The 26,894-nt window shown below is 69.6% G+C and carries 22 protein-coding genes and 2 tRNA genes; 9 read left to right on the top strand and 15 right to left on the bottom strand.

Features of this window, described 5'->3' with window-relative positions; genetic code table 11:
* The first annotated feature begins 26 nt into the window (after positions 1-26).
* The 3 genes from trmFO to gluQRS are packed head-to-tail and all read left to right on the top strand — an operon-like array spanning position 27 to position 2,879.
* Positions 27-1,397, top strand: coding sequence for a methylenetetrahydrofolate--tRNA-(uracil(54)-C(5))-methyltransferase (FADH(2)-oxidizing) TrmFO (trmFO, locus tag P6F26_RS18015; RefSeq protein ID WP_430736762.1), 1,371 nt, complete (start codon positions 27-29; stop codon positions 1,395-1,397).
* Positions 1,398-1,419: 22 nt separating this feature from the next.
* Positions 1,420-2,022 (top strand): class I SAM-dependent DNA methyltransferase, encoded by a 603-nt coding sequence (locus P6F26_RS18010; RefSeq protein ID WP_278030091.1) that lies wholly within the window; start codon positions 1,420-1,422, stop codon positions 2,020-2,022.
* On the top strand, positions 2,022-2,879 hold the full coding sequence (gene gluQRS / locus P6F26_RS18005; protein WP_278030098.1) for a tRNA glutamyl-Q(34) synthetase GluQRS: 858 nt from the start codon (positions 2,022-2,024) through the stop codon (positions 2,877-2,879). Before P6F26_RS18010 ends, gluQRS begins: the two co-directional genes overlap by 1 nt.
* Positions 2,880-2,942: 63 nt before the next feature.
* Here the strand turns inward: gluQRS and hisI are convergent, their stop codons facing one another.
* A complete protein-coding gene (gene hisI, locus P6F26_RS18000; RefSeq protein WP_278030090.1) occupies positions 2,943-3,311 on the bottom strand; it encodes a phosphoribosyl-AMP cyclohydrolase in 369 nt (122 codons plus the stop codon).
* 85 nt (positions 3,312-3,396) lie between these two features.
* Here hisI and P6F26_RS17995 point away from each other — a divergent pair, with 85 nt between their 5' ends.
* Positions 3,397-3,849 (top strand): iron-sulfur cluster assembly scaffold protein, encoded by a 453-nt coding sequence (locus P6F26_RS17995; RefSeq protein ID WP_278030089.1) that lies wholly within the window; start codon positions 3,397-3,399, stop codon positions 3,847-3,849.
* A 238-nt stretch (positions 3,850-4,087) separates the two neighbouring features.
* On the opposite strand, the gene P6F26_RS17990 is transcribed toward P6F26_RS17995, so the two are convergent.
* The 5 genes from P6F26_RS17990 to sciP form a co-directional block, all read right to left on the bottom strand.
* The gene (locus P6F26_RS17990; protein ID WP_278030088.1) at positions 4,088-4,210 is read right to left on the bottom strand and encodes a hypothetical protein; all 123 of its coding nucleotides are present in this window, start codon (positions 4,208-4,210) and stop codon (positions 4,088-4,090) included.
* Between the two features lie 113 nt (positions 4,211-4,323).
* Positions 4,324-6,420 carry an ATP-dependent DNA helicase RecG gene (recG, locus tag P6F26_RS17985; protein WP_278030087.1) on the bottom strand — a complete coding sequence of 699 codons (2,097 nt, stop codon included), beginning with the start codon at positions 6,418-6,420 and terminating at the stop codon, positions 4,324-4,326.
* On the bottom strand, positions 6,413-8,596 hold the full coding sequence (gene ligA / locus P6F26_RS17980) for an NAD-dependent DNA ligase LigA (RefSeq protein WP_278030086.1): 2,184 nt from the start codon (positions 8,594-8,596) through the stop codon (positions 6,413-6,415). The genes recG and ligA overlap by 8 nt, the downstream gene beginning before the upstream one ends.
* 91 nt (positions 8,597-8,687) lie before the next feature.
* Positions 8,688-9,395, bottom strand: coding sequence for a response regulator transcription factor CtrA (gene ctrA, locus P6F26_RS17975; protein WP_278030085.1), 708 nt, complete (start codon positions 9,393-9,395; stop codon positions 8,688-8,690).
* Positions 9,396-9,538: 143 nt separating this feature from the next.
* Positions 9,539-9,826: a CtrA inhibitor SciP gene (sciP, locus tag P6F26_RS17970; protein ID WP_278030084.1), complete on the bottom strand. Its 288-nt coding sequence runs from the start codon at positions 9,824-9,826 to the stop codon at positions 9,539-9,541.
* Positions 9,827-9,965: 139 nt separating this feature from the next.
* Here sciP and mnmA point away from each other — a divergent pair, with 139 nt between their 5' ends.
* Positions 9,966-11,108 (top strand): tRNA 2-thiouridine(34) synthase MnmA, encoded by a 1,143-nt coding sequence (mnmA, locus tag P6F26_RS17965; RefSeq protein WP_278030083.1) that lies wholly within the window; start codon positions 9,966-9,968, stop codon positions 11,106-11,108.
* A 123-nt stretch (positions 11,109-11,231) separates the two neighbouring features.
* Here mnmA and P6F26_RS17960 read toward each other — a convergent pair whose 3' ends face one another.
* The 4 genes from P6F26_RS17960 to P6F26_RS17945 form a co-directional block, all read right to left on the bottom strand.
* Positions 11,232-12,206 (bottom strand): endonuclease/exonuclease/phosphatase family protein, encoded by a 975-nt coding sequence (locus tag P6F26_RS17960; RefSeq protein ID WP_278030082.1) that lies wholly within the window; start codon positions 12,204-12,206, stop codon positions 11,232-11,234.
* A 75-nt stretch (positions 12,207-12,281) separates the two neighbouring features.
* Positions 12,282-12,358, bottom strand: a tRNA-Asp gene (locus tag P6F26_RS17955).
* Between the two features lie 30 nt (positions 12,359-12,388).
* Positions 12,389-12,465: transfer RNA gene (locus tag P6F26_RS17950), tRNA-Asp, on the bottom strand.
* A gap of 130 nt (positions 12,466-12,595) precedes the next feature.
* The gene (locus P6F26_RS17945) at positions 12,596-13,579 is read right to left on the bottom strand and encodes a DMT family transporter (RefSeq protein WP_278030081.1); all 984 of its coding nucleotides are present in this window, start codon (positions 13,577-13,579) and stop codon (positions 12,596-12,598) included.
* A 517-nt stretch (positions 13,580-14,096) separates the two neighbouring features.
* Between P6F26_RS17945 and P6F26_RS17940 the strand changes: the two genes are divergently transcribed.
* The gene (locus tag P6F26_RS17940) at positions 14,097-15,464 is read left to right on the top strand and encodes a CapA family protein (RefSeq protein WP_278030080.1); all 1,368 of its coding nucleotides are present in this window, start codon (positions 14,097-14,099) and stop codon (positions 15,462-15,464) included.
* An 84-nt stretch (positions 15,465-15,548) separates the two neighbouring features.
* A complete protein-coding gene (locus tag P6F26_RS17935; protein ID WP_278030079.1) occupies positions 15,549-16,727 on the top strand; it encodes a BaiN/RdsA family NAD(P)/FAD-dependent oxidoreductase in 1,179 nt (392 codons plus the stop codon).
* A 10-nt stretch (positions 16,728-16,737) separates the two neighbouring features.
* On the opposite strand, the gene P6F26_RS17930 is transcribed toward P6F26_RS17935, so the two are convergent.
* Positions 16,738-19,233, bottom strand: coding sequence for a Lon protease family protein (locus P6F26_RS17930; protein WP_278030078.1), 2,496 nt, complete (start codon positions 19,231-19,233; stop codon positions 16,738-16,740).
* Positions 19,234-19,452: 219 nt separating this feature from the next.
* Here P6F26_RS17930 and P6F26_RS17925 point away from each other — a divergent pair, with 219 nt between their 5' ends.
* Entirely contained in the window at positions 19,453-20,211 is a 759-nt protein-coding gene (locus P6F26_RS17925) for a histidine kinase dimerization/phosphoacceptor domain -containing protein (RefSeq protein WP_278030077.1), read from the top strand.
* 19 nt (positions 20,212-20,230) lie between these two features.
* Here the strand turns inward: P6F26_RS17925 and P6F26_RS17920 are convergent, their stop codons facing one another.
* A complete protein-coding gene (locus P6F26_RS17920; RefSeq protein ID WP_278030076.1) occupies positions 20,231-21,514 on the bottom strand; it encodes an MFS transporter in 1,284 nt (427 codons plus the stop codon).
* A 575-nt stretch (positions 21,515-22,089) separates the two neighbouring features.
* On the opposite strand from P6F26_RS17920, the gene P6F26_RS17915 reads away from it, so the two are divergent.
* A complete protein-coding gene (locus tag P6F26_RS17915; RefSeq protein ID WP_278030075.1) occupies positions 22,090-23,541 on the top strand; it encodes an ABC transporter substrate-binding protein in 1,452 nt (483 codons plus the stop codon).
* On the opposite strand, the gene P6F26_RS17910 is transcribed toward P6F26_RS17915, so the two are convergent.
* The 3 genes from P6F26_RS17910 to P6F26_RS17900 are packed head-to-tail and all read right to left on the bottom strand — an operon-like array spanning position 23,538 to position 26,818.
* The gene (locus P6F26_RS17910) at positions 23,538-24,287 is read right to left on the bottom strand and encodes an amino acid ABC transporter ATP-binding protein (protein WP_278030074.1); all 750 of its coding nucleotides are present in this window, start codon (positions 24,285-24,287) and stop codon (positions 23,538-23,540) included. The two genes, P6F26_RS17915 and P6F26_RS17910, sit on opposite strands and share 4 nt — an antisense overlap.
* Positions 24,284-25,609 carry an amino acid ABC transporter permease gene (locus P6F26_RS17905; RefSeq protein WP_278030073.1) on the bottom strand — a complete coding sequence of 442 codons (1,326 nt, stop codon included), beginning with the start codon at positions 25,607-25,609 and terminating at the stop codon, positions 24,284-24,286. The genes P6F26_RS17910 and P6F26_RS17905 overlap by 4 nt, the downstream gene beginning before the upstream one ends.
* A gap of 3 nt (positions 25,610-25,612) precedes the next feature.
* On the bottom strand, positions 25,613-26,818 hold the full coding sequence (locus P6F26_RS17900; RefSeq protein WP_278030072.1) for an amino acid ABC transporter permease: 1,206 nt from the start codon (positions 26,816-26,818) through the stop codon (positions 25,613-25,615).
* Positions 26,819-26,894 lie beyond the last annotated feature (76 nt).

Below are 26,894 nucleotides of genomic sequence, written 5' to 3'. Positions count from 1 at the left end.
GCGCGCGCGCCAGTATTCCCGGGGCCATGACAAACGAACTCCATATCGTGGGCGGCGGCATGGCCGGGTCCGAAGCCGCGTGGCAGGCCGCGCAGATGGGCGTGTCGGTCGTCCTGCACGAGATGCGGCCGAAGGTCGGCACCTTCGCCCACCGCACCGGCAGCCTCGCCGAGATGGTCTGCTCAAACTCCTTCCGGTCTGACGACGACGAGCAGAACGCCGTCGGCCTCCTGCACTGGGAGATGCGGCAGGCCGGCGGCCTGATCATGGAAATGGCCGACCGCCATCGCCTGCCCGCCGGCGGCGCGCTGGCCGTCGACCGCGATCCCTTCGCCGAGGCGGTGACGGAACGGTTGCGCGCCCACCCCAACGTCCGCCTCGAGCCGGGCGAGATCACGGCCCTGCCCGATGACGGCGCCTGGATCTTCGCGACCGGCCCCCTCACCTCGGGCGCGCTGGCCGAGGCCATCGCCGCCGAGACCGGACAGGACAGCCTCGCCTTCTTCGACGCCATCGCGCCCATCGTCTACGCCGAGACGATCGACATGAGCATCGCCTGGGAGCAGTCGCGCTACGACAAGGGCGAGACCGAGGCCGAGCGCACGGCCTACATCAACTGCCCGATGACGAAGCCCGAATACGAGGCCTTCATCGACGCGCTTCTGGCCGCCGAGAAGACCGAGTTCAGGCCGGACGAGACGGCGCAGTATTTCGACGGCTGCCTGCCGATCGAGGTCATGGCCGAGCGCGGCCGCGAAACGCTCCGCCACGGCCCGATGAAGCCCGTGGGCCTGACCAATCCGCACGATCCGCAGGTGAAGGCCCACGCCGTGGTGCAGCTGCGGCGCGACAACAAGCTCGGCACGCTCTATAACATCGTGGGCTTCCAGACCAAGATGAAGTACGGCGCGCAAACCGATGTTTTCAGGATGATTCCCGGCCTTCAGGACGCATCCTTCGCGCGGCTTGGCGGCATCCATCGAAACACCTTCATCAACTCTCCGACCCTGCTCGACGCGCAGATGCGCCTGCGCTCGCGGCCGAACCTGCGCTTCGCCGGCCAGATCACAGGCGTCGAGGGTTATGTCGAATCCGCCGCCATGGGCCTGCTCGCGGGGCGCATGGCCGCGGCCGATCTCCTGGGCCGGACCCTCGCCCCGGTGCCCGCGACCACGGCCATGGGCGCGCTCGTGCACCACATCACGGGCGGCGCCGACGCCAGGACCTTCCAGCCGATGAACGTGAACTTCGGGCTGTTCCCGCCCCTCCAGCCCAAGGGCGACGAGAAGATCCGCGGCGGCCGCCGGGGACGGCGCGAACGCTACAAGGCCTACACCGACCGCGCCAAGGAAGACTGGCAGCACTGGATGGGAGCCACGGCGCTGGACGCCGCTTGAGCGCGCCGCTAGCCTTGCGCTCATGACTGGAACCTATCTCGACGGCGTCTACGACCTCGACGGCGAAGACGACGTGCGCGCCTATTACGACGCCTGGGCAGGGACTTACGACGCCGAGCTCGCCCAAAGCGGCTACGCCACGCCATCCCGTTGCGCCGAGGCGCTCGCCGCCACCGGGCTCGCGCCCGAGGCGCGCCTCCTCGACATGGGCTGCGGCACCGGCCTCTCTGGCGCGGCCTTCGCCGATGCGGGCTTCACCACGATTGACGGCTGCGACCTGTCGCAAGGCATGTTGACCGTGGCGCGGGAGCGCGGCGTCTACCGCGGCCTGCACCTGCCCGAGGACCTGCCGCCCCACCTCTACGACGCCGTCGCGGCCGTCGGCGTGATCGGCGCGGGCGCCGGCCCGCCCGACCTCCTGGACACCTGCCTCGCCCACCTGCGCCCTGGCGGTCTGATGGTCTTCTCATTCAACGACCACACCCTCGGGCTGCCCGAGTTTCCCGCAAGGCTCGCCGCCGTGACCGAAGCCGGCACAGCGCGCATCCGGAGCAGCGAGGATGGCCCCCACCTCCCGTCGCTCGACATCAACTCCACCGTCTACGTTCTTGAAAAGGCGTCATGATGCGCACACGCTTCGCCCCGTCTCCCACGGGGCCGCTGCATCTTGGCCACGCATTCTCGGCCATCACCGCCCATGACATGGCCCGCGCCGCGGGAGGCGTCTTCCTCCTGCGCATCGACGACATCGACCGCTCCCGCGCCCGCCCGCACTGGGAGGACGCGATCCTCGGCGATCTCCGCTGGCTCGGCATCTCCTGGGACGAGGGGCTGCGTCGGCAATCGGACCACCTCGACAGCTACGCAGCCGCCCTCGACACGCTCGCCGCGCGCGGCCTGACCTATCCCTGCTCGTGCCGGCGCCGCGACATCGAGGCCGCGGCCTCCGCGCCGCAGGAAGGCGACGGCACGCGAACGCACGGGCCCGACGGGCGCATCTACCCCGGCACCTGCCGCGGCCGTCCCATGTCGGCGATGCGCGATGGCGACGCGCTGCGCCTCGACGTCGCGCGCGCCTTCCCCGACCTCGACATCCGCTTCGAGGAGACCGGCCCCGCACATGCAGGACATCACCGTGTCACGACGCACCATCTCGCCGCCCATGTCGGGGATCCGGTCCTCGCCCGCCCGCAGATGGGAGCGAGCTATCACTTCTCCGTCGTGATCGACGATGCCGCGCAGTCCGTAACCCACGTCGTCCGCGGCGAGGATCTCTTCGAGGCGGCGTTCCTGCACGCCGCTCTCCATCACCTTCTCGGCACGCCGGTTCCCGCGTTCCACCATCACCGCCTGATCCGCGACGAGGACGGCAAGCGCCTGGCCAAGCGCGACGACGCCCGCGCGCTCTCGACCTACCGCGCCGTGGGCGCAAGCCCCGCAGACATCAGGCGCATGCTCGGGCTGCCCCTTCATCTTTCCTGAAATACGCGTGCCGCAGGCACAAGCGGCGGGCGCGGCTCGATGCCGCGCGCGCCGCTTCGCCCCTCACCCGGGCGTCACGATCTCGACCTCGGCGCCGTCGCGGACCGCGGTGTAGAAACACGTCCGACGGTTCGTGTGGCAGGCCGGCCCGGTCTGGCGCACGAGGGCCAGAAGAGAGTCCCGGTCGCAATCGACGCGCAGTTCCACGAGGTCCTGAACATGCCCGCTCGTCTCGCCCTTGACCCAGTAGGACGCCCTCGACCGCGACCAGTAGGTCACGCGCCCCGTCTCCAGGGTCCGCGCGACGGCGCCCGCGTTCATCCAGGCCATCATCAGGACCTCGCCCGTCTCCGCGTCCTGCGCGATGCAGGGGATCAGGCCCGCCGCGTCGTAGCGCAGGCCTTCGGGGTCGAATTCGACGGTCTCGGGCATCACGCGCCTCGTTGCAATCGGGATCGCAGCGGCTAACTATATCGGGGAACGGCCAAACGCAAACGATCGGGAAACGGCCAGCGGCATGACCTCAGACAGCGACCTCATCAAGCTCTACTCGCAGCGCATCCTCGGGCTTGCCGCGGACATTCCGCATCGCGGAAGGCTCGAAGGCGCGCAGGCAAGCGTCCGCAGGCGCGCGCCCCTCTGCGGGTCGACGGTCAGCGTCGATCTCGACGTCGAGGACGGCCGCATCGTGCGCTTCGGGCAGGACGTGAAGGCCTGCGCGCTCGGGCAGGCCTCGGCGGCGCTTCTTGGCTGCAACGTCATCGGGCGCACCCGCGACGAGATCGAGACGGCGCGCGATCAACTCAAGGCGATGCTGAAGGACGGCGCCCCGCCGCCCGGCGCGCCGTTCGAGGGCTACGAGGTCCTCGAACCCGCGCGCGACTACCGCAACCGCCACGCCTCGATCATGCTCGCCCTCGAGGCCACGGCCGAGGCCATGGCCGAGGCCGAACGCGCGGCCTGCGCCTGAGCCCCGAGGCGCCCCGCCGGATCGCGGCCCGGCCCCGGTCCCTTGCACGGTCCCACACCACGCCCGCCTAAAAAAAAACCGCCGCACATCCGATTGGATGGCGGCGGCAGTCGCGTGTCATTCGACCGGAGGCCCATCGCAGGCGAAGGCGATGGGCGAGGCAGGGTGGCTGCGCCCGAATTCCGGGACAGGATGGCGCAACCTGGGGGTCCGGCCGGACCGCAGGCAGAAACTGGCGTCAGAGGAAGGCGGGCAGATGAAGGAGGCCGAAGGTCATCGCGGCGATCGCGGCCATGCCCAGCACGTCGGAGACGAGCGTGGCGCGGGATGCGGAAAGGATATCGGCGATTTGCGTGAACATCGGGTTCTCCTGTCGTCTTGTTGCCTCTTTGTTCTCATACACCGCCCAGCTTGTCGAGAACTTTTTAGGAACATTTGAGAACAAAGCGAGATAGCCGGGCCGTGGCCCCTGGTTCAGCCCGCCCGGATCAGTCCGATCGCCTTGTCCTGCTCCATAAGCCACAGAAGCGTGCGGGCCGCCGCGCCCTGCTCCGTGGCAAGCCCGGGATCGCGGCTCAGAAGCGCGCGCGCACCCGATTGCGCCAGCGCCATCAGAGGTGTCTGGCTTTCGAGGTCGGCGATGCGGAACCGCGGGAGGCCGGATTGCGCGGTGCCGATCAGGTCGCCCGCGCCGCGAATCGCAAGATCCTCTTCCGCGATGCGGAACCCGTCCTCGGTCTCGCGCAGGACCATCAGCCGCCGCTTCGCGGTCTCTCCAAGCGGCGAGCGGTACAGCAGCAGGCACGTGGACTCGGCCGAGCCGCGCCCCACGCGGCCGCGCAGCTGGTGCAACTGCGCAAGGCCGAACATGTCGGCCTGCTCGATGACCATGATCGATGCGTTGGGCACGTCGACGCCCACCTCGATCACCGTGGTCGCGACCAGAAGGCGCATCTCGCCCGCCTGGAAGCGCGCCATGACGGTGGCCTTCTCGGCGGGCGTCAGGCGGCCGTGGACGAGGCCCACCTGCCCCTCGCCAAGCTCCGCGCGCAGGTGGCGGAACCGCTCCTCGGCGGCGACGGCGTCATAGACCTCCGATTCCTCGACCAGCGGACAGACCCAGTAGGCTTGCCGCCCCTCGGCCAGCGCCTCGCGCAGATGCGCCACCACCTCGCCGATGCGCCCCGTGGACAAGAGCGCCGTCTTGACCGGTTTGCGCCCGGGCGGCTTTTCGTCCAGCACGCTCACGTCCATGTCGCCGTATTGCGCCAGGCTGAGCGTCCGCGGGATGGGCGTCGCCGTCATCACGAGGACGTCCGTCGCCAGCCCCTTCCCGCTCAGCCGGACGCGCTCGGCCACCCCGAAGCGGTGCTGCTCGTCCACGATGGCAAGGCGCAGGTCGCGAAACACCACGTCGTCCTGGAAGACCGCGTGTGTGCCCACCAGAATCTGGATGTCGCCGGCCGCAAGCGCCCGCAGCTTCGCGGCACGCTCCGTGCCCTTGTCGGCGCCGGTCAGAAGCTCGATCACGACGCCGGCCTGCTCGGCCATGGGCCCGAGGTTCGCGTAGTGCTGACCCGCAAGGATCGACGTCGGCGCCATCATCGCGCCCTGGCCGCCCGCCTCGACGGCGATCAGCAGCGCCATCAGCGCCACCAGCGTCTTGCCGGCCCCCACGTCGCCCTGCAGAAGGCGGCTCATCCGCGTGTCGGCGCCCATGTCCGCCTCGATCTCGCCGATCGCGCGAAGCTGCGCGCCCGTGGGCGAAAAGGGAAGCGACGCCAATACTTTGCGCCTAAGACTTCCATTTCCTGCCGTGGCGAACCCCTTCTGCCGCCGCCGCGATTGCCGCGCGAGCGCGAGCGTCATCTGGTGGGCGAACAGCTCGTCGAAGGCCAGACGCTCGCGCGCCTTGGCCGAGCGCGACAGGTCCTCGTGGCCTTGCGGGACATGCGCCTCGCGCAGGGCGAGCGGCCAGTCCGGCCACCCCTTTTGACGCTTCAATTCGGCGTCGATCCACTCGGGCAGGTCCGGCACGAGCGACAGCGCGGATTGCGCGGCCTTGTGCATCACCCGTTGCGTCACGCCGGCGGTCAGCGGGTAGACGGGTTCGAACTCGGGCAGGCTTGCGGCATCCTCGGGCGGCAGGACATGGTCGGGATGCACCATCTGCGCGACACCGTCGAAAAGCTCGACCTTGCCCGAGATGACGCGGCGCGCGCCCGTGGGCAGGATGCGCTTCAGGTAATCGTCGCGGGCGTGGAAGAACACGAGCTGGAACCGCGTCGCCGCGTCCTCGACCTCGATCCGGTAGGGCCGCCCGCGCCCCGACGATGGCAGGTGCCGGCCCACCACCACCTCGACCGTGACCGTGCCGGGGATCGGGGCGTCGCGGATCGAGGGCTTGCGCGAGCGGTCGATGCCGCCCGCGGGCAGCGTCAGAAGCAGGTCCTTGGGCGATGCGATGGCAAGCCCCGCAAGATTGCGCGCGATCTTGGGGCCCACACCATCCAGCGTCTCGAGCCCCGCGAATAGCGGGAACAGGATCTCCGGGCGCCCCTTTTCAGCCATCGCCGATCAGCGCGAGCCACGCATCCTCGTCGATCGTCTCGATGCCCAGTTCGGCAGCCTTGGCAGCCTTCGACCCCGCGCCGGGGCCTGCGACCACGAGGTCCGTCCGCGCGCTGACGCTGCCCGAGACCTTGGCGCCGAGGGCCTCGGCGCGCGCCTTGGCCTCGGCGCGCGTCATCTTCTCGAGCGTGCCGGTGAAGACCACCGTCTTGCCCGCGACCGGGCTTCCCTCGGTGGCCGGGGCCTTAGGGGCCTCGATCTGCAGATGCGCGACCAGCCGATCGATCGAGGCGCGCTCGGCCGCCTGCGTCAGGGTCGAGGACAGCGCCACCGCCACCGCCTCACCGATGCCGTCGATGCTGACGATCTCGGACCATGCGGGGCTTTCGGCCAGAAGCGGCTTGCGGCTGCGCGCGTCGGGCGCGGCCGCCGCGGGCTCCTGCGCCGCACGGTCCACGGTGTCCGCGAATGCCTCCCAGCTGCCGAAATGGCGCGCGAGATCGGCCGAGGCCACCTCGCCGACATGGCGGATGCCAAGCGCGAAGATCACCCGGGCAAGCGGGATCCGCCTTCGCTCGTCGATCGCGTCGAAGAGGTTCTCCGCCGATTTCGCGCCCCAACCCTCGCGATTCTTCAACTGCTGCAGGCCAGATCCATATTTCTCTTTCAGTTCAAATATATCCGCGGGTTCCTTGATCCACCCATCCTCGTAAAAGGCCTCGATCTGTTTCGCGCCCAGCCCCTCGATGTCGAAGGCGGCACGGCCGACGAAATGCTTCAGCTTCTCGACGGCCTGGGCCGGACAGACAAGGCCGCCCGTGCAGCGCCGCACGCTGTCGCCCTCCTCTCGGACGGCGTCCGAACCGCATTCGGGACAGGTCGCGGGGAAGTCGAAGGGCACGGCGTCGGCCGGCCGTCGCGACAGGTCCACATCCGCAATCTTCGGAATGACATCGCCCGCGCGGTAGACCTGCACCCAGTCGCCCGCCCGGATGTCCTTGCCGCCGCGGATCGGCTGGCCGCGCGCGTCGCGGCCGGCGATGTAGTCCTCGTTGTGAAGCGTCGCGTTCGAGACGACGACACCGCCGACCGTTACCGGCTGAAGCCGCGCGACGGGCGACAGCGCGCCGGTCCGTCCGACCTGGATGTCGATGGCCAGAAGGCGCGTCCACGCCAGTTCGGCGGGAAACTTGTGCGCGATGGCCCATCGCGGCGTGGTCGAGCGGAACCCAAGACGCGCCTGAAGCGCAAGGTCGTCGACCTTGTAGACGACGCCGTCGATGTCGTAGCCCAGCGTCGCGCGCGCCTGCTCGATGCCGGAGTAATGCTCCATCAGGGCGCCGGTGCTCTCGCAACGCCGGGTCAGCGGGTTGATCGAGAAGCCGAACGTCGCAAGCTTGTCGAGCGCGTCAAGCTGGCTGCCGGCCAGCGGCGCGGACACCTCGCCCCAGCCATAGGCGAAGAACCGCAGCGGGCGGGCGCGCGTGACCTCGGGGTCGAGCTGGCGCAGCGATCCCGCGGCGGCGTTGCGCGGATTGGCAAACGTCCTCGATCCCGCCGCCTCCTGCCGGGCGTTCAGCGCGGCGAAATCGGCGTGGCTCATGTAGACCTCGCCCCGGACCTCCAGCACCTGGGGCGCATCGGCAATCCGCTCGGGGATGTCGCCGATCGTGCGGGCGTTCGCCGTGACGTTCTCGCCCACGGCACCGTCCCCGCGCGTCGCGGCCGTCACGAGACGCCCCTCCTCGTAGCGCAGCGACAGCGAGAGGCCGTCGATCTTCGGCTCGGCGGTGAAGACCAGCGTGTCATCCGCCCCGAGGCCGAGGTACCTGCGGATGCCCGCGACGAAATCCGCGACGTCCTGCCCGTCGAAGGCGTTGGCGAGGGACATCATCCGCTGGGAATGGGCGACCTTGGAAAAGCCCTCGGCAGGCGCGGCGCCCACCTGGTCGCTGGGGCTGTCGGCGCGCTTGAGATGCGGGAACCGCGCCTCGATTGCGGCGTTCTCGCGCTTCAAGGCATCGTAGTCGGCGTCGGACATGACCGGCGCATCGGCCTGGTGGTAGGCGAGGTCCGCCTGCCGCAGCAGCTCCGCCAGCTCGGCAAGCCGCGCCTCGGCCTCCGCCTCGGTCAGCCTGCCGATCCCGTCCTCGCCGCCGCGTCCGCCCGCACCCATGCTCCGGCCCTCTCCATCGCCCGTCACAGGTGATAGGGGCCGGCGAGGGTCAGGTCCAGTCGCGAGACCGCCCGTGCGCGCGCGGCCCGCCTCAGGCGGTGGCGGCCAGGTCGGGCTTCACCTCGACGGGATCGCGCAGGACGTAGCCGCGTCCCCACACCGTCTCGATGTAGTTCGCGCCACCCGTCGCTTCCGACAGTTTCTTGCGCAGCTTGCAGATGAAGACATCGATGATCTTCAGCTCCGGCTCGTCCATGCCGCCATAGAGGTGGTTGAGGAACATTTCCTTGGTCAGGGTCGTGCCCTTGCGAAGCGACAGAAGCTCCAGCATCTGGTATTCCTTGCCAGTCAGATGCACCGGCCTGCCCTCCGCTTCCACGGTCTTGGCGTCGAGATTGACCGAGATGCGCCCCGTCGCGATCACCGATTGCGCATGGCCCTGGCTGCGCCGGATGATCGCGTGGATGCGTGCGACAAGCTCCTCGCGGTGGAAGGGCTTGGTCAGGTAGTCGTCGGCGCCGAACCCGAAGCCCTTCAGCTTGTTCTCGGGATCGTCGAGGCCCGAGAGAATCAGGATCGGCGTGGCGACCCGGGCCATGCGAAGCTGCCGCAGCACTTCGTGGCCCGTCATGTCCGGCAGGTTCAGGTCCAGCAGGATGATATCGTAATCGTAAAGCTTGGCGAGATCGACGCCCTCCTCCCCGAGGTCGGTCGAATACACGTTCAGATTGGCATGCTTGAGCATCATCTCGATGCTTCTGGACGTGGTAGGGTCGTCTTCGACAAGCAAAACGCGCATCATACGTCTCCGATTTCTCGCAATGGTCGAGAAGGACCGTGACGCGAAATGGTTAATTACAAGTTACCCGAAAGCTTATCCGGAAATTTGCGTCTGAAAAGACCGATTCGCCGCAATTGCACGATACTGGCCATTACCGGATTTCATTTCACCGGGCCGTCGCGATAGCGTTGCAGTGCCGTGGCCCGAAGCGCGCCGATGCCATGCCGCGACACGGCGCGCCGCCAGGCGTCAAGCTCCTCCTCCGACAGGGACCATGTCTCGCGGGCCTCCTTCTCGGTGATGAGCCCGTGATCCACCGCGCTCACGACCGCGGCCTTGCGGCTGGCCACCCAGCGCCGCGTCTGCGCCGCGGGCAGGTCGGCGCGCGTCATGACCGTGCCGTCGGGCAGCGTCACGGAATGCGGTCCCTTGATCCGTCGGATGTACATCGGCGCCTCGTGCCTTTCCTGATCGCCATGTCCCTCCTGCCGCCAAGCGCTTAATTCCCGGTAACTGCCGGACTTGTGGATAGGGCCGATTTTCCTATATTCGGCTCTTGCCCCCGCTCATCTTCCGCAGGCTCAGAACATGGCGCTCGACCGCCCCGACACGCTCAATTCCCTCGGTTTCGCGAAACCGCCCTCGCAGACGCGCGTCGTCGTCGCGATGTCTGGCGGCGTCGACAGTTCCGTGGTCGCCGCCCGTCTCGCCGAAGAGGGATACGATGTCGTCGGCGTCACGCTCCAGCTCTACGACCACGGCGCGGCGCTCGCGAAGAAGGGCGCCTGCTGCGCCGGCCGCGACATCCACGACGCCCGCCGCGTGGCCGAGGAGATGGGCTTCCCCCATTACGTCCTCGACTACGAGAACGCCTTCCGCGAGGCCGTGATCGACGAATTCGCCGACAGCTACCTCGCCGGCGCGACGCCGGTGCCCTGCATTCGCTGCAACGAGCGTGTGAAGTTCAAGGACCTCCTCGGCACCGCGCGCGACCTCGACGCGGACTGCATGGCCACGGGCCACTACATCCAGCGCAAGATGGGCCCGAACGGGGCCGAGCTGCACTGCGCCGCAGATGCCGCGCGCGACCAGTCGTATTTCCTGTTCTCCACCACCCGCGAACAGCTCGACTTCCTGCGCTTCCCGCTCGGCCATCTCGCCTCGAAGGCCGAAACGCGCGCGCTCGCGGCCAAATACGGGCTCGGCGTCGCCGACAAGCCCGACAGCCAGGACATCTGCTTCGTGCCGAACGGAAACTACGCCGCGGTCATCGAGAAGCTGCGCCCCGGCGCCGCCGATCCCGGCGAGATCGTCGACATGGACGGCAACGTCCTCGGCGCGCACCGCGGCGTCATCCACTACACGATCGGCCAGCGCCGCGGCCTCGGCATCGGCGGGCTCGAGGATCCGCTCTACGTCGTCAGGCTCGACCCCGCCACGCGCCGCGTCGTCGTCGGCCCGAAGGAGGCCCTCACCACCCGGACGGTGCCGGTGCGCGAGATCAACTGGCTCGGGGACGCGCCCTTCGACAGCCGCGCGGAATGGCCGCTCTCGGTCAAGATCCGCTCCACCCGCCCCCCGCGCGAGGCGACCATCCGCCCCGTCTCCGCGACCGAGGCCGAGGTGGAGCTGCTCGTGGCCGAAGAGGGCGTCAGCCCGGGACAGGCCTGCGTCTTCTACGCCCCCGAGGGCGGGCGCATCCTCGGCGGCGGCTGGATCCACAAGGGCTGAGCCTCCTTCATCTTTCCTCAAATACGCATCGCCGGAAGGCGGGCGGCGGCGGGGGCTCGATGCCCCTGGCGTCGCCTCGGGGCGGAACGCCCCCGAGGCCGCGAGGCCCCGGCCGCCGCACGCTCAGCCGGGGCGCTGCGCGACCCGAAGCTCCGCGACGAAACCCCTGTGGTTGGAACCCAGCTCCGCGCCGAAAGGCGCGACGCGGACCACGCGCACGCCGTCGCGCACGAGCACATGGTCGATCGGAAGGCCGAACCGCCCGGCCGCGGCCGGCCACGACGCGGGCTGGCCGCGCAGGGCGCGAAATCCCGTCTCGCGAAGCAGGCCGCGCATCGGCCGGCTCCAGGAGGTCATGTTGAAGTCGCCCACGGCCAGCGCCGGCCCGGACAACCAGTCGTACTGCGCGGCGAGCCGCGTTATCTCGGGCTCGGCGATGCCCGACATCCAGGGTTTCGCAAGGTGGCTCGCCGCGAAGAACACCGGCGCGCCATCTCCCGTCTCGACCTCGAGCACCGCGTATCTCGCAGGCCAGGCCGGGTTCAGCCGCAGGCGCCAGAACCGCAGCACCTCCAGCCGCGTGGCCACCATCAGGTCGCAGCCCTCGGCCCCGCAGTCGGAGACGAAGTCATAGGCCTCCCGCAGGGCGTCGAGATGCGGCGCGAGGGGCGCGGCCTCGGCAAGAACGACGATGTCTGGCGAGGCCTCCAGCACTGCGTTCAGTATGCGCGCGCCCGAGATCCCGTTGTCGCCTTCGACATTGAAGAAAAGGACGCGCAGGTCGGGGTCGAGGCCTGGACGCGCGGGCAGGCTCAGGTCGCGGTAGGCGGCGACCTGCACGGCCAGCGTCCCGAGTGCGGCAAGCGCGAGGACCGCGCCCGCGCGCCGAGCGCCCGCCAGCGCGGCCAGACCGCCGAGACCGAGCGCCGCGACCGCAAGACCCGGCGCGACCGCATCGAGCATTCGCGCCATCGGGCCGAGGGCCGAGCCCGTCGGGCCCGCCCATGCGAAGAGGCCACCACCGAGCGCGACGCACGACAGCGCGAGGCAGGCCCCGGCAAGGCTCGATCGGACGTCAATTCCATGGCGCGCGCGCATTTGACGCCGACTTGATCGCGCCGGGACGGCAGGCGCAAGGGGGATCGGTGGCGGCAGGGAAAGGCAAGGAAAAAGTGGCGCGGTTGACGGGGCTCGAACCCGCGACCCCCGGCGTGACAGGCCGGTACTCTAACCAACTGAGCTACAACCGCGAACGGCTGGGGCGATGGACCTTCGGGTGGTGGCGCGGTTGACGGGGCTCGAACCCGCGACCCCCGGCGTGACAGGCCGGTACTCTAACCAACTGAGCTACAACCGCTCACCCGAACGCCCGGGTCTCCCCGGCGTGACGCGTGGTGTATTGCCCCCGCCGCGCATCGTCAAGCGCGGTTGCGCCGCGAAAGTCGGTTTTTCGCCCCCGTCCCCGCGCACGCGGCGCGCGGCCCGTTTCAGTCGCGCCGCACCGGACGGGCCGAGGCCAGGGCCCGGTCGCGCGCCCTCTCGCGGGCGAAGACCCACAGGCCCGATCCCGCGATCAGGGCCGTGCCGGCCCAGACGGCGGGCTGCGGCACCTCGTCGAAGATCATCCAGCCCCAAAGGATCGCAAGCGGCAGGGCCACGTATTCGCACGAGGCGACGACGGAGGCCGTCCCGAGGCGGTAGGCCTGGCTCAGGCAGTAGCCGATCATCGCCGAAAGGGCGCCGAGGACGCCGAAGATCCACAGATCGCCCGCTTCGGGCCGGACCCATGCGCGCAGCAGGAACACCAGCGGCCCCGGCTCCAACCCTTCGGAGAAGCGGCCGTCGCCCGCGATGGCGTAGAAGCCGAGACTGACCGCGATGAAGGCCACCTGGATGTAGAACGTCATGGCGGAGGCCGCCGACCGCACGCCGAGCTTGCGGGTCAGGACCTGCATCCCCGCGTAGCAGGCGGCGGCGAGGACCGGCAGCGAAAGGGCCCAGCGGGGAATGCCGCCCCACTCGACGCCCGGCGCCATCATGACGGCGACCCCTGCAAGCCCCGCAAGCACCGCCCCGAGACGCTGCCGGCCGACCGGCTCGCCGAGGACGGGGATGGCGAGAAGCGTGATGAACAGTGGCGCGACGAAGAAAAGCGCCGTCGCCGCGCCAAGTGGCATCACCGAAAGCGCGAGGAAGAACAGCATGTTGGCCAGAACGATGCAGCCCGCGCGCAGCGCGTGGAGGCCCGGACGATCCGTCCTCAGAAGCGATATCCCGCCCTCGAGACGCAGGAAGACGGCGCTCGCGAGAAGACCGAGGACCGAGCGGACGAACACCATCTGGTGCAGGGGGTAGCCGCCCGAAAGCAGCTTGATCAGCATGTCGTTGATCGAGATGCAGAGCATGCCCGCGAGGATGAAGGCGATCGCCCGGCCCGTGTTTCCCGCCGCGCCATGGGCGAAGGCCGTCATCGCCCGGCCTCCCCCGCACGGGGCAAGGACCGCGACGAAAGCGGCCCGCCCCCGCCCCTGGTGCCGCTCGGGACGGAACGCGGCCGGGACGCGGCCGCGCCCACGGCCACGGGGCCGCAGGAAGCGCGGCCCGAAGCCAGGGGACGGGGCGAAACGGCATGACCTCCCCGCTCCGCGATCGGCCCGGCGCTGCGCCGGAGGCAGCGGCGCGCGCGGCCCACGCGCGCCACGCGACGCGCCGCGCGCATCCGCGGATCGGTGGCGGGGCCGGGCCGGGGCGGATTTGCGGGGCGCGGGGGCATCATGGGCGCGACGTTCGCCCTTTCGCGGGCCCCGTGCAAGCGGGCGCGCCGCCAGCGGCGGGACGGGATGCCCGGCGGGGTCGGTCCATGATCGATGCCCCGAATGAACGCGCGAAAGGCGCAGGCCCTCGGCACGATTCAATTCCACGCTTCAATTCAATCGGGATGGCCTCTAGACCTGATGCGGGGAAAGAATTGCCGAAGGCGTCGACGGGGTGGACAGGGGCGAGCAGACCGAGACGCCGGACCGACTGCCCGCCGCGCCGAGCGACGTCCTGCAGCTGTCCTCGCCGCTCCTGCTTCGCGTGTTGGATATCGTCACGGCCTTCATTCGGCGCGCAAGGGTGTGGCGGCGGCCGCGCAGGGGATCAGCGGCCGCGATCGAGGAGATGTCGCTTCTCGACAATCTCTACTGGGTCTTCAAGTCGGCACATCCCGTCGCCCTGCCGCCGAGGGACCTCGACATCGCGCGGGACCTCGACCGGGACCTTCCCCGCATCATGCCCCCCGGGGGGCTCGAGGTCGAAAGCTCCGTCACCCTCGCCGCCGCCGGGGACATCCTGCGCTCGCGCGGCATCGATCAGTCCGCGAACATTCTCTACGAGCGGGTCCAGGACCTGTTGTTCGACAAGGACATCTCCTTCGCGAATTTCGAGTCCCCCGTGACCACGCAGCCCCTCGTGGAAGAGATCATCGACGATCTCGGGCCGCCCGTGGAATGCTGCGACGCGACCCAGTTCGACATCCTCAAGGGCCATCGCGGGCGGGTGTTCGACATCCTCAACACCGCCAACAACCATTTCTTCGACATGGGCCTCGAGGGGGTGACGACGACGGCCGAAACGCTGGCGCGCGAGGGCATCGTCAACCTCGGGGCGAACGCGACCCCGGACGAGCACGGAACGGCCAAGGTCCTCGCGCGGAACGGTATCCGCGTCGGCTTCGTTTCGGACTGCTTCGGGCTGAACGGCCACAGGCTGCCGCCGGCCGAGGCCTACCGCGTGCACCTTTCGGCCCTGTCGTCCAAGGCGGGGCCGCCCGACACCGCGCTTCTGCGCCGCCAGATCGACGATTGCCGCCGCAAGGACTGCGATTTCATCGTCGCCTCGATCCACTGGGGCCACGAGTTCGAGTTCTTTCCCCGCCGCCAGCAGGTGGAGGCCGCGCGCGCCCTCGTCGAATACGGCGCCGACGCCATCATCGGCCACCACCCCCACGTCATCCAGCCGATGGAGGTCTATCGCCCCGCCCGCGATCCGCGCCGGCCCGCCGTGATCGCCTATTCGCTGGGCAGCCTGACATGGGGCTTCGCGGCGCCGCACATCGCGCTGAGCGCGATCCTGAACCTGCGGCTGGTCAAGGGCGTGCTCGACGGCGAGACCGTGACCTGCATCGCCGAGGCCCGCGCCACGCCCGTCTTTCGCACCTACGGGTCCGAGGACGGGCGCATGGTCACGCGGATCGAGAGACTGTCCGACCTGCTCGCGGACACGGCGGAGAGGCCGACCGTAGAGGGTGCGCGCAAGGCGCTCGACTATGCCGAGCTGGTTCTTGGCCGCGAGACCACGGGCCCGGCCGCCTGATCCCCGCGAACGCGCGCCCTGCCCCGCCAGAGCCGCCCCCGCGCGGGCTTGCATCGAACGTGGCGGCGCGCTAGCGCCCTGCCGGTGGAACGCAGCGACGTCATCATACTTGGGGCCGGCGCGGCCGGCATGTTCTGCGCCATCGAGGCCGGACGCCGGGGGCGGCGCGTCACGGTGATCGACCATGCGCGCAAGCCCGGCGAGAAGATCCGCATCTCGGGCGGCGGGCGGTGCAACTTCACCAACCTGCACATCGCGCCCGAGCGGTTCCTGTCGCAAAACCCGCGTTTCGCCCTCTCCGCGCTCAACCGCTACACGCAGCACGACTTCATCGCCCGCGTCGACGCCGCCGGAATCGCATGGCACGAAAAGACCCTCGGCCAGCTGTTCTGCGACGGATCAGCCCGCGAAATCATCGCCATGCTGCTGGACGACATGACCGGGGCGGGCGTCGAGCTGCGCCTTGGCACCACGGTCGGCAGCGTCTCGCGGGGCGAGGACGGGTTCCGCGTCGAGACCTCGGGCGGCATTCTGTCCGCGCCCTCTCTGGTGATCGCCACGGGCGGGAAATCGGTGCCCAAGATCGGCGCGACGGGGTTCGGCTACCGCATGGCCGAACAGTTCGGCCTCCGGCAGGTCGAGACCCGCCCCGCCCTGGTGCCGCTGACCTTCACCGACGGCACGCGCGAGGGCATGGCCGCCCTGTCGGGCCTGTCGGTTGAGGCGCGCGTCGCTTGCGGGCAGGCCTCCTTCGACGAAGGGCTCCTGTTCACCCATCGCGGCCTGTCGGGCCCCTCGATCCTGCAGATCTCGTCCTACTGGCGCGAGGGCGATGCGGTCGTCGTGGACCTTGCCACGGGCCGCGACACGGTGGCGGACCTGCGCGAGAGGCGCGCGCGGCACGGGCGCGTCTCCGTCAAGAACGCCCTTGCCGAGATCCTGCCCGAGAAACTTGCCGCCGCCGTGACCCAGCGCGCGGGCATCGACGGGCGGCTGGCCGACCAGACGGACGCGGCGCTCAGGCAGCTTGGAGCGGAGGTGCATCAGTGGCGCGTCGTGCCCGCGGGCTCCGAGGGCTACCGCACGGCCGAGGTGACGTTTGGCGGCGTGGACACGCGCGACCTGGACGCGCGCACGATGATGGCGCGCAAGGTTCCCGGCCTGTTCTTCGTGGGCGAGGTGGTCGACGTGACCGGCTGGCTCGGCGGCTACAACTTCCAGTGGGCGTGGTCGTCGGGATGGGCAGCAGGTCAGGCGTGCTGAGGCGCGCCCGTCATCGATCCCGCGCGCCCGGTTTCGCCGGGTCGGCTTCGGGACGCTCGGCGAAGCGCCGCCGGGTCTCTGCGAAGGCCTCGAGGCGGGTTTCGACCCGGGCGTTGATCGAGCCGTCGGGAAAGCGCCCCGAGGCGTCGCGCCGGCCGAAATCGGACCCGGTCAGAAGCGCCATCGCCTCCGAAACGTCGCGCGCCGTCCAGATGCAGAACCGCCCCGCGCGGGCCGCCTCCACGACGCGGGGCCGCAGCACGAGGTGCTGAACGTTCGCGGCCGGGATCAGAACGCCCTGCTTCCCGGTCAGCCCGCGCGCGGCGCAGACGTCGAAGAACCCCTCGATCTTCTCGTTCACGCCGCCGATCGCCTGCACCTCTCCCATCTGGTTCAGCGACCCCGTCACCGCGATGTCCTGACGGACGGGCCGCTCGGCCAGCGCCGACAGAAGCGCGCACAACTCCGCGAGCGAGGCGCTGTCGCCCTCCACGCCGCCATAGGACTCCTCGAAGACCAGCGACGCCCAGAGCGACATCGGCGCCTGCGTGGCGTAGCTCGCGGCAAGGTAGCTCGACAGGATAAGGACGCCCTTGGAGTGGATCGGCCCGCCAAGCCGCGTCTCGCGCTCGATGTCGACGACGCGGCCCATCCCCATGCGGACGCGCGCGGTGATGCGGGTGGGGCTGCCGAAGGCGAACCCCCCGAGGTCCATGACGCTGAGGCCGTTGACGACGCCCGTGCTTGCGCCTTCGGTGTCGATCATCACCGTGCCGCGGCCGATCCGTTCGTGCCAGCGCTCGCGCAGCCGGTCGGCGCGGAAGGTGCGTTCGGCGATCGTCTCCTCGATATCGCGCGCCTCGATGCTGTCGTGGCCCGCCACCTCCGCGACGTGATCGGCCTCGCGCATCAGGTCCGTCAGCCGGCCAAGCCGGAGCGACAGGCGCTCGGCGTCGCCCACCATGCGCGACGCCTCGTCGATCAGCGCGCAGACAGCATGGGGGACGAGCGGCCGCAGCCCCTCGCGCTCGGCCACCACGCGCAGCACCTCCGCGTAGGCCGGGACGGCGTCCTCCGCGCGCTGCACGCTGTCCTCGAAATCCGCCTGCAGCTTGAAGAGATCCTCGAACTCCGGGTCGAGCGCCACGAGCAGGTAGAACAGCGTCCGCTCGCCCACGAGGATCACCCGCACCCGAAGCGGGATCGGCTCGGGCTCGAGCGTCATTGTGCTGACGTATCCCAGTTCCTGCGCGGGCGACGTGATCGCGACCGAGCGTGCGCGCAAGGCCCGCTTCAGTGCGTCCCATGCCCAGGGGTCGCGCAGCACCCGGTGCGCGTCCAGGATCAGGAAGCCCCCGTTCGCCCGGTGCAGCGCGCCTGAGCGGATCTTGGTGAAATCCGCCTCCAGCGCGCCCATGCGGGCGACGTGGTCGATGCGCCCCACGAGGCGCTGCAGCGTGGGATTGTCCTCGTGGACCACGGGTGCCCCGTCAGCCCCGTGGCCGTTGGAGACGATGACGTTCACGAGGTAGCGGCGAAAGCGCGGATCCTCGGAGATCGGGATCGTGATGGCGGGGAAAGGGCCGTCGTCGTCGCGGAGGCTGGTGACGAAAAGCTCGACCTTCTCGATCATGTCGCGGCGCATGTCGTCGAGCCGCGACAGGACGGCGGGCAGATCCGAGAACTCGCGGCGCAGCTCGGCTACGGCCCCGTCGATCACCGTCGCGGCCATCTCGGCGTTCAGGGCGCGGACCTCGTCGGCGCGCGCCTGCTCCTGTTCGGGCATCGCGCGCAGGACGGCGGCAAGCTGTTCCTGCAGCTCCTCAAGCGCGGCCTGGATCCGTTCCTGCTCGTCCTGCGGCAGGCGGTTCAGCTGCTCAGGCCTGAGCACCTCGCCGTCGCGTGCCGGCACGAGCGTGAAGCCCATCGGTGTCCGTATCAGCGCGACCCCGCGCTCGGTCGCGCGCGCGCGCACCTCGTCAAGGGCCGATGTCTGGCGCTCCTGGTATCGCTCGTCGATCTCGTCGCGCCGCTTGCGGTAATCCTCGGCCTCGAACATCGCGGGGATCGCGCCGCGCAGGCGCTCCAGAAGGCGATCGACCCCGGCCCTGAAGGGCGCGGCCTTGCCGGCGGGCAGGCACAGGGCCTTCGGCTGCCATTCCGTCCGCAGGTTGTGGACATAGACCCAGTCGCTCGGGCGGGGCGCCGCCGAGGCGGCCTTTTCGGCCACGCGCCGCACCGCGTCGTGCCGCCCCGATCCCTCCTCGCCCAGAACGAAGACGTTGAAGTCGGGATGACGCATGGCGGTCGCACGCTCCAGCGCGCGCAGCGCCCGGTCCTGACCGAACAGCGTCCCGCCCGCGCCCGCGCCAGAATCTGGGCCAGCATCTGGGCCAGCATCTGGGCCCGCGTCCGGGCCTGCGATCTCCTCGGGCAGGCACCGCCGCGCGAGGTGGGACACGCAAAGCGGCCTCGGCAACCCCGAATTCGCCGTCGCATCCGCCATCCGCCTCTCCGACCTCCGTCTGCACCGACAGCCCGCGCGCCCCGACGGACCGGCGCGCCGTCGGCAACCTGACAACCCCGATACACGACTGCGGGTTTCCCCCGATCTTCGCGGGGACCGGCATGGCCGCGCCGCATCAACCGGTGTTATCGCGAGAGAGCGGCGGCGCCTGCGATAGTTTGCACCGTAAAACTTCACGAGTGAGGGGGATCGGGGGGGATGCGCGACGACCTGAGTTTCGACGAACCGCTGCGTGACAGCGGCCAATGGGGCGGACGCCTGCACGCGGCGGTCCTGCAGCACAGCGCGCGCCGGAACATGCCGCCGGACGAGCTTGCCGAGATGGTCGTGGCCCTTCTGCAGGACGGGGCGGCTGATCGCGCGGTGTCGCACGCCGAGCTGCGTCATCGCATGAAGAACGAGATGCAGATCCTGGCGGCCGCCATGCGCCAGCGGCAGCGCGAGGCGAAGGCCGACGTGATGGCGTCCGCCTGCGCGCTGTGCATCGGCCAGGTATCGGCCCTCGGGCAGCTGCACGAGGCGCTCGACGGCGCGCCGCGCGGCGACCGCGTCGATCTGGCCCGGCAATGCCATCGGCTGGCGGAGGCGATGCGCAATGCGTTCCGCCTCGGCGACGCCGACCGGTTCGACATCCGCGCCGCACCGCTTCTTGTGCCGCACGGGACGGTGCGCAACGTCGTGCTGATCCTGAACGAGATGCTCGTCAACGCGATCAAGCATGGCGGAGGCGGCGCGCTGCGCATCGCCCTCGACCAGGAGGCCGGGGGCTGGGCGACGCTCATGGTGGAGAACCCGCGCGCCGGCACCGGGGCCGCTGCGGGCAAGGGCCGCGGACACTCGCTGGTCGACGCGCTTGCGGGCGAGATCGGCGCCCGCATCCACCACGCCGAGGACGATGCGGGGTTCCGCGTTTCCTGCACCTTCCCGCTCGATCGCGCCGCGACCACCGCCCCCTGAGGCCGACCGCCCCGAGCGCTCACGCCGCGCGGCCGTCCCCCTCGCCTGCCTCGGCCTCGGCCTCCGCCTCCGCCTGCTCGGCGGCCCAGGCCCCGGCGGCCTCCACCACGACGGCGGAGGCGGTGGGAAGCACGCTGATGTAGCTTTCGGTCTCCTCCTGCGGCAGCGCCGGGCGCTGGGTCATGCGGTAGAGCGCATAGGCCGCGATGGCCGCGAAGGTCCCGCCCAGCGCGAGCCAGAAGGCGCCGGGGTCGATGCCCTCCATCGCCCAGCCGGTGAAAAGCGGGCCTGCGATGGCGCCGAGCCCGAAGGTGAAGACCAGCCCGCCCGAGGCCGCGGGCATCTCCTCGACCGAGATCTGGTCGTTGGTGTAGGCGAGAAACAAGGCGTAGAGCGGCGTCGTCACACCACCCGCGAAGAAGGCCGCGGCATAGAGCGCCCAGGGCTCGCCCCCCATCAGCCAGCCCACCCCGCAGGACGCGGCCCCAAGAGCGGCCGACCCGAAGATCAGTTTGCGCCGGTCCATCTGATCCGACAGCCACCCGATGGGATATTGCAGCACCAGCGCCCCCGCGAACAGCATCGCCACGAACAGCGCGATCTGCGCCGCCGTCATGCCGATCTGCGTGCCGAACACCGCGCCCATGCCCGATTGCGTGGCGTAGACGCCGCCCAAGAGGAAGATCCCCACGGTGCCGAGGGGCGAGCTGGAAAACAGGGTGCGCCACGGCATCGGGCGGGCGACCTCGACCGCCGGGACGGGCGTGGCGGACAGCAGGATCGGCGCGAAGGAGATCGACACGAGGATCGAGGCGCCGATGAACAGCGCCGAGGTGCCCGCGTCGCCCAGCACCAGAAGCCCCTGCGCCCCGATGATGCCGAGCGTCTGGGCGATCATGTAGGCCGACAGGACCTTGCCCCGCGTCTCGTTGCTCGAGGCGTTGTTCAGCCAGCTTTCGGCAGCCACGTAGATGCCCGACATGCAGAAGCCGATCAGGAGCCGCAGCGCCGTCCAGGCCCAGGGCTCGGTCAGGAGCGGGAAGGCGATCAACCCCGCGGACATGAAGCTTCCGAGCGCCGCGAACACGCGCACATGCCCCACCCGCTGGATCAGGACCGGCGTGTAGCGGGCGCCTGACAGGAACCCGAGAAAATAGCCCGAGGTGACGATGGCCAGCTCGGCCGCCGAGAAGCCCTCGATCCCGCCGCGAAGGCCGATGAGGGTGAAGTGCATTCCGTTGCCCAGCATGATCAGCACGATGCCGAGCAGCAGGGCCCAGACCCCGGACAGAACTTTGATCATGGCATGTCCTCTCGCCCCAGCGTTTCACGACGCAGGACCGGTGTCGCAAACCGGAGGCCCTCGTGCCGATGCTGCAGCGCCGCATGAACCGCCATTCGCGACATGGAGACGGATCGCGCGCCGCTTTTCGGACCGCCAAGCGCGCGCGCTGCCCCGGCAGCTCAGCCCACCGGCAGCGACACGGCGCGCGGCCCGGGTCACACCGCGATCGCGATGGCAAGAAAGGTCGGGACCGGCGCGAAGGGGCCGCTCTGCCCGCGGGCATCGTGATCCCCCGCCACCGCCGATCGCCGCGTTACCTTTGACGAGCGGTGCAATCGCGACACCCGTTCACCGGCGTGAGGGCCTTGGCGGCGCACCCCTTCCGGTTGGGCCGTGTTTGAAATGCCGCCGCTCCGAACACGCAACGCCCGTTCGATGGTCGCTTCGCCGCGAATTCGGACGATCGGCAGGGTCGGCGGCGCGGGCGGCGGGGCGAACGCGCGTCCCGCCTTCTCCGGCGCTTGCGGAACCCGGATCTCTCTGTGAGCCTGACGGTGCCGGCGGACGGCGGGACGAGCGCGAAGGGAACGACAATGGCAGCTGGATGCAGGATCGCCCAGAGGCGCGTGTCGCTTGGAGATCCGCACGACTGCACGGACGCGACCGATCAGCTGACGATCCTGCGCGCGCTCTGCGACACGCTGGTGACGCGGGCGGGACAGGGCTTCGGGCCCGGACTTGCCACCGGCTGGGACGTCAGCGCGGACGCGCGGCGGTGGCGCTTCGCGCTGCGGGCGCATCACCGTTTTCACGACGGCGCGCCCTGCGACGCCACAGCCGTCGCGCAGTCGCTGCGCCGGATGGCGCGGCCCGACAAGGGCTACACCCTCGGCGCGCCGGGCGTCTGGCGGCAGTATCTCGGCGACGCCAGGATCGAGCCCGTCGACGACGTGACCCTGTCCATCGACCTCGCCGAGCCGCTGGCCGATCTTCCCGACATCCTCGAACACGGGTTCATCGTCGCGCCGGACTGCCTCGCGCGGTGGGATCGGGGCGAGGACGCGGAGATCGTGGGCTCGGGGCCCTACCGGGTGACGCGAAGGACGCAGGACATGGTTGCCGCCGCGCGCGTGCCCGGCCATTTCGCCGACGCGCCGCATGACGAGGTGACATGGATCGCGGCGCCCGACGCGGATGCTCGTTTCGCGATGCTGCGCGACGGGACGGTGGACGTCGCGAACGACCTCGCGGCGCGGGACGCCGGCGGGGCCGCGATCACGCTTCACGACTACCTGTCGCCCGTGGCGATCATCTTCCTCTTGAACGCCGCGCGCGGGCCTCTGGCCGATCCGCGCCTTCGCCGTGCGCTCGGCCTTGCCATCGACCGCCAGAGGATCGTCGACGAGGTCCTGTCGGGCCGCGCGCGGCCGCTTCATGGCTTCGTGAGCCCCGTCCATTTCGGCGCGCCCCCGGCCGAGCCGATGCCCCATGACCCCGCGCTCGCCCGGAGCCTCATCGCCGACGCGGGTCTCGCCGGGGGCCTCGTGCTCGGCGTCGACTGCCCGTCAAGCCTGCCCGACGAGGCGCAGCGCCTGACGCAGGCCCTGCGCGATCAGCTCGCCGAGGTCGGGGTGACGCTCGACGTCCACGTCCATACCCAGCGCGAGGACTACGCGCACATGGTCCGCCGCAAGGAGATCCGGGACATGTGCGTGTTCGATTCGAGCCCCCTCAGCACGTTCCGCGTCCTCCACGAGAAGATCGACGCCCGCGTCGCCGGGTCGTGGTGGCAGGGCTACCGCAACACGCGGGTCGAGGACCTGCTGGATGCCGCGCGCCGCGAGGTCGGCGACACGGTCCGCGCCACGCATTATGCCAGGGCCTACGCCGAGCTGCAGGAAGATCCGCCGTGGCTGACGCTCTACAATCCCGCGAGGACCATTGGTCTCGCGGGCAGCCATCCCGGCTTCGCGATGCCCGCGGACGGGATCATCGACGTCACCGCCCTGCCCCGTGTCCTGTCGTCCGCGCCACGCCCCGCCTAGAGGATGTGCGACAGGAACTGCTGGGTGCGGTCGTACCTCGGGTTGGAGAAGAACTCCTCGGGGGGGGCCGATTCCACGATCTCGCCCTGGTCCATGAACAGGACCTTGTCGGCCACCTGGCGCGCGAACCCCATCTCGTGGGTCACGCAGATCATCGTCATGCCGTCTTCCGCCAGTTCGACCATCACGTCGAGCACCTCCTTGATCATCTCGGGATCGAGGGCAGATGTCGGTTCATCGAAGAGCATGATCTTGGGCCGCGTGCACAGCGAGCGGGCGATCGCCACGCGCTGCTGCTGGCCGCCCGACAGCTGCAGGGGGTATTTCTGCGCCTGGTCGTCGATGCCGACGCGCCTGAGATGCGTCATCGCAAGCTCCTCGGCGTCCTTTCTCGGCATCTGCAGCCCGAGCGTGGGCGTCAGGATGCAGTTCTCGAGGACCGTGAGGTGCGGAAAGAGGTTGAACTGCTGGAACACCATGCCGGTCGTCCGGCGGATGACGCTCTGGTTCCTGCCGCCCTTCTCGACCTCGACGCCGTCCACGATGATGTCGCCCTCCTGATGATGCTCGAGCTGGTTGATGCACCGGATCAGGGTGGACTTGCCCGAGCCCGAGGGCCCGCAGACCACGAAGATCTCGCGGTCGCGCACCGTTAGGTCGACATCCTTGAGGACATGGAACTGGCCGAACCACTTGTTCAGCTTGATGATCTCGATGGCCTTCCCGGCCCCCTGCGCCCGGCTCATCGGTCACGCCCCCGCGAAAGTTTCTTCTCCAGCCCGATGGAATAGGACGACATCGCGAAGCAGAAGACGAAGTAGATCAGCGACACGAGGAAGAACGGCTCGATGAAAAGGCCGAGCCAGTCGGTGTCCTCGCCCACGGCGCGGGCCATGTTCATCAGGTCGAAGAGACCGATAATGGAGACCAGCGTGGTGTCCTTGAACAGGCCGATGAAGTTGCCGACGATCGTGGGGATCATGATCTTGAGCGCCTGCGGCATCACCACCTGCGTGGTGGTCTGCCAGTAGCCGAGGCCAAGCGAGGCTGCCGCCTCGTACTGGCCCTTGGGGATCGCCTGCAGGCCGCCTCGGATCACCTCGGCCATGTAGGCGGCGGCGAACAGGCAGACGGCGACGATGGCGCGCACCAGCTGGTTCACGTCCGTGCCCTCGGGCATGAACAGCGGCAGCATCGTGTTGAACATGAACAGGATGGTGATCAGCGGCACCGAGCGGAACAGCTCGATGAAGATGGTCGAGAGCATCGCGATCACCGGCAGGTCCGACCGCCGCCCGAGCGCCAGCAGGATGCCGGCGGGCAGCGAGAAGGTGATGCCGATGCCCGAGATGACCAGCGTCAGGAACAGGCCGCCCCAAAGCTGCGTGCGCACCTCCTCCAGCGACCATGCGGCCACCAGCGCGAAGCACGCGACGAAGAGCGCCGCCGCCGTCGCCTGGCGCGCGCGCTTCTGCGCCGTCTCGTTGTCGGGTCCCGCGACGCGCAGGCCGATCCACTCGCCGACGCTCCGGTCCGTGGCGCGTTCGCACAGCGCCGTCGCCCAGACCCAGACGAAGCCCCAGAGGCCGGCCGCGATCAGCGCGGTCCAGACCACACCCTTCTCTCCGCCGAGAAAGAAGTAACTGGCCAGCAGCGGGTAGAGCATGACGGCGGCCAGCCCGATCGCCACCTTCGATTTCACCCGTGGCATCCACAAGGGCACCATCCACAGGATCAGGACGAGGAAGCCCGCGTTGATCCGCCAGACGGCGTCCTTGGGGTAGAGGCCGTAGATCAGGTTCGGCAGCCACTCGACCACGCCGGGCCAGCACGCGCCCGCGCGGCCCACCGCATCGAGGCATTCGCGCCTGTTCTCGGCTTCCCAGACGGCGTTGAAGATCGCCCAGTCCAACACCCAGCTGGTGACGGTCACGGCGAGATAGAGGCCGAGGATCGTCATCAGCGCGTTCGGCACGTCCTTGAACAGGTTCGCCCTGATCCAGGCGATCGCGCCGACCTCGTCGGGCGGCGGCGGACGGTCGGCCTTGGGTTCGAAGATGAGTGTCATGGCTCAGCGCTCCTTCAGCTGGACGCTGCGGTTGTAGCGGTTCATCACCAGCGAGACCGACAGGCTGACAAGGCAGTAGAAGGCCATCGTCATCGCCACGATCGGGATCGCGCGGCCCGACTGGTTGAGCGAGGTGTTCATCCAGACGCTCACGAGGTCGGGAAAGCCGATCGCGATGGCGAGCGAGGAGTTCTTGGTGACGTTGAGATACTGGCTGATCAGCGGCGGCACGATCACCCGCAGCGCCTGCGGAAGGACGACGCGCCGCAGCGTCCAGTTGGCCGGCAGGTTGAGCGCGCCGGCGGCCTCGAGCTGACCCTTCGAGACCGACTGGATGCCCGAGCGGACGATCTCGGCGATGAAGCACGAGGTGTAGGCCGACAGCGCGACGATCAGCGCGCAGAAGCTCGGCGGCACGGAGATGCCTCCGACGAAATTGAAGCCCTGCAGGACCGGCATGTCCCAGCTGAGCGGGCTGCCCGAGGCGAGGAACACGATCATCGGCCCCAGGATCACCAGCGCTATGCCCGTGGAGATGGCCGGGAAGGACTTGCCCGTCCGGTCACGCCGCAGCGCGTCCCAGCGATAGATCGCGATGGAGCCCAGGATGGCGAGGACGAAGGCGGACAGCACGAGGCCGAAGCCCGCCTCGGCGACCGGTCCGGGCATGTAGAAGCCGCGGTTGTTCAGCACGAAGGCGTCGGCGAGGATGACACTGGCCCGGGGACCGGGCAGCAGGTTGAAGACCCCGAAATACCACGCGATGATCTGCAGAAGCAGCGGCGTGTTCCGCAGGAGCTCGACATAGGCGCGGGCGAGCCTGGAAATGATGAAGTTGTTCGACAGGCGCGCGAGGCCAACGATCAGCCCGACGACGGTGGCCAGCACGATCGAGACGGCGGCGACCAGAAGCGTGTTCATGATGCCGACGAAGAACACCCGGAGGTAGCTGTCGCCCTCCTGGTAGGGGATCAGCGTGAAGCCGATGCCGAACCCGGCGGAGACGTCGAGGAAGTCGAACCCGGCCGAGAGGTTGCGCGCCTCCATGTTGACCATGGTGTTGTAGACGAGCCAGGCGAGGAACCCGATCACCGATCCCGCGGTGAGGACCTGCAGGAAGATCGCCCGGATCTTCGCGTCGTAGATCAGACGCCCGAGACCGGACCGGCCGGATGCGGTCGGCGGGCCGCTTCTTTCCATCAGCGCCATGTCGTCTGTCCCCCTGTCTTCCCGTGATGGGCCCGGGCCGGCCTGTCCCTCGCCGGCCCGGGTCCCGGCGCGCCCC

The organism is Roseicyclus salinarum (assembly GCF_029624655.1).
GTDB classification, from domain to species: Bacteria; Pseudomonadota; Alphaproteobacteria; order Rhodobacterales; family Rhodobacteraceae; genus Roseibacterium; species Roseibacterium salinarum.
Note: the sequence above shows the minus strand (reverse complement) of the source record. Positions and strands in the feature narration are given on the sequence as shown.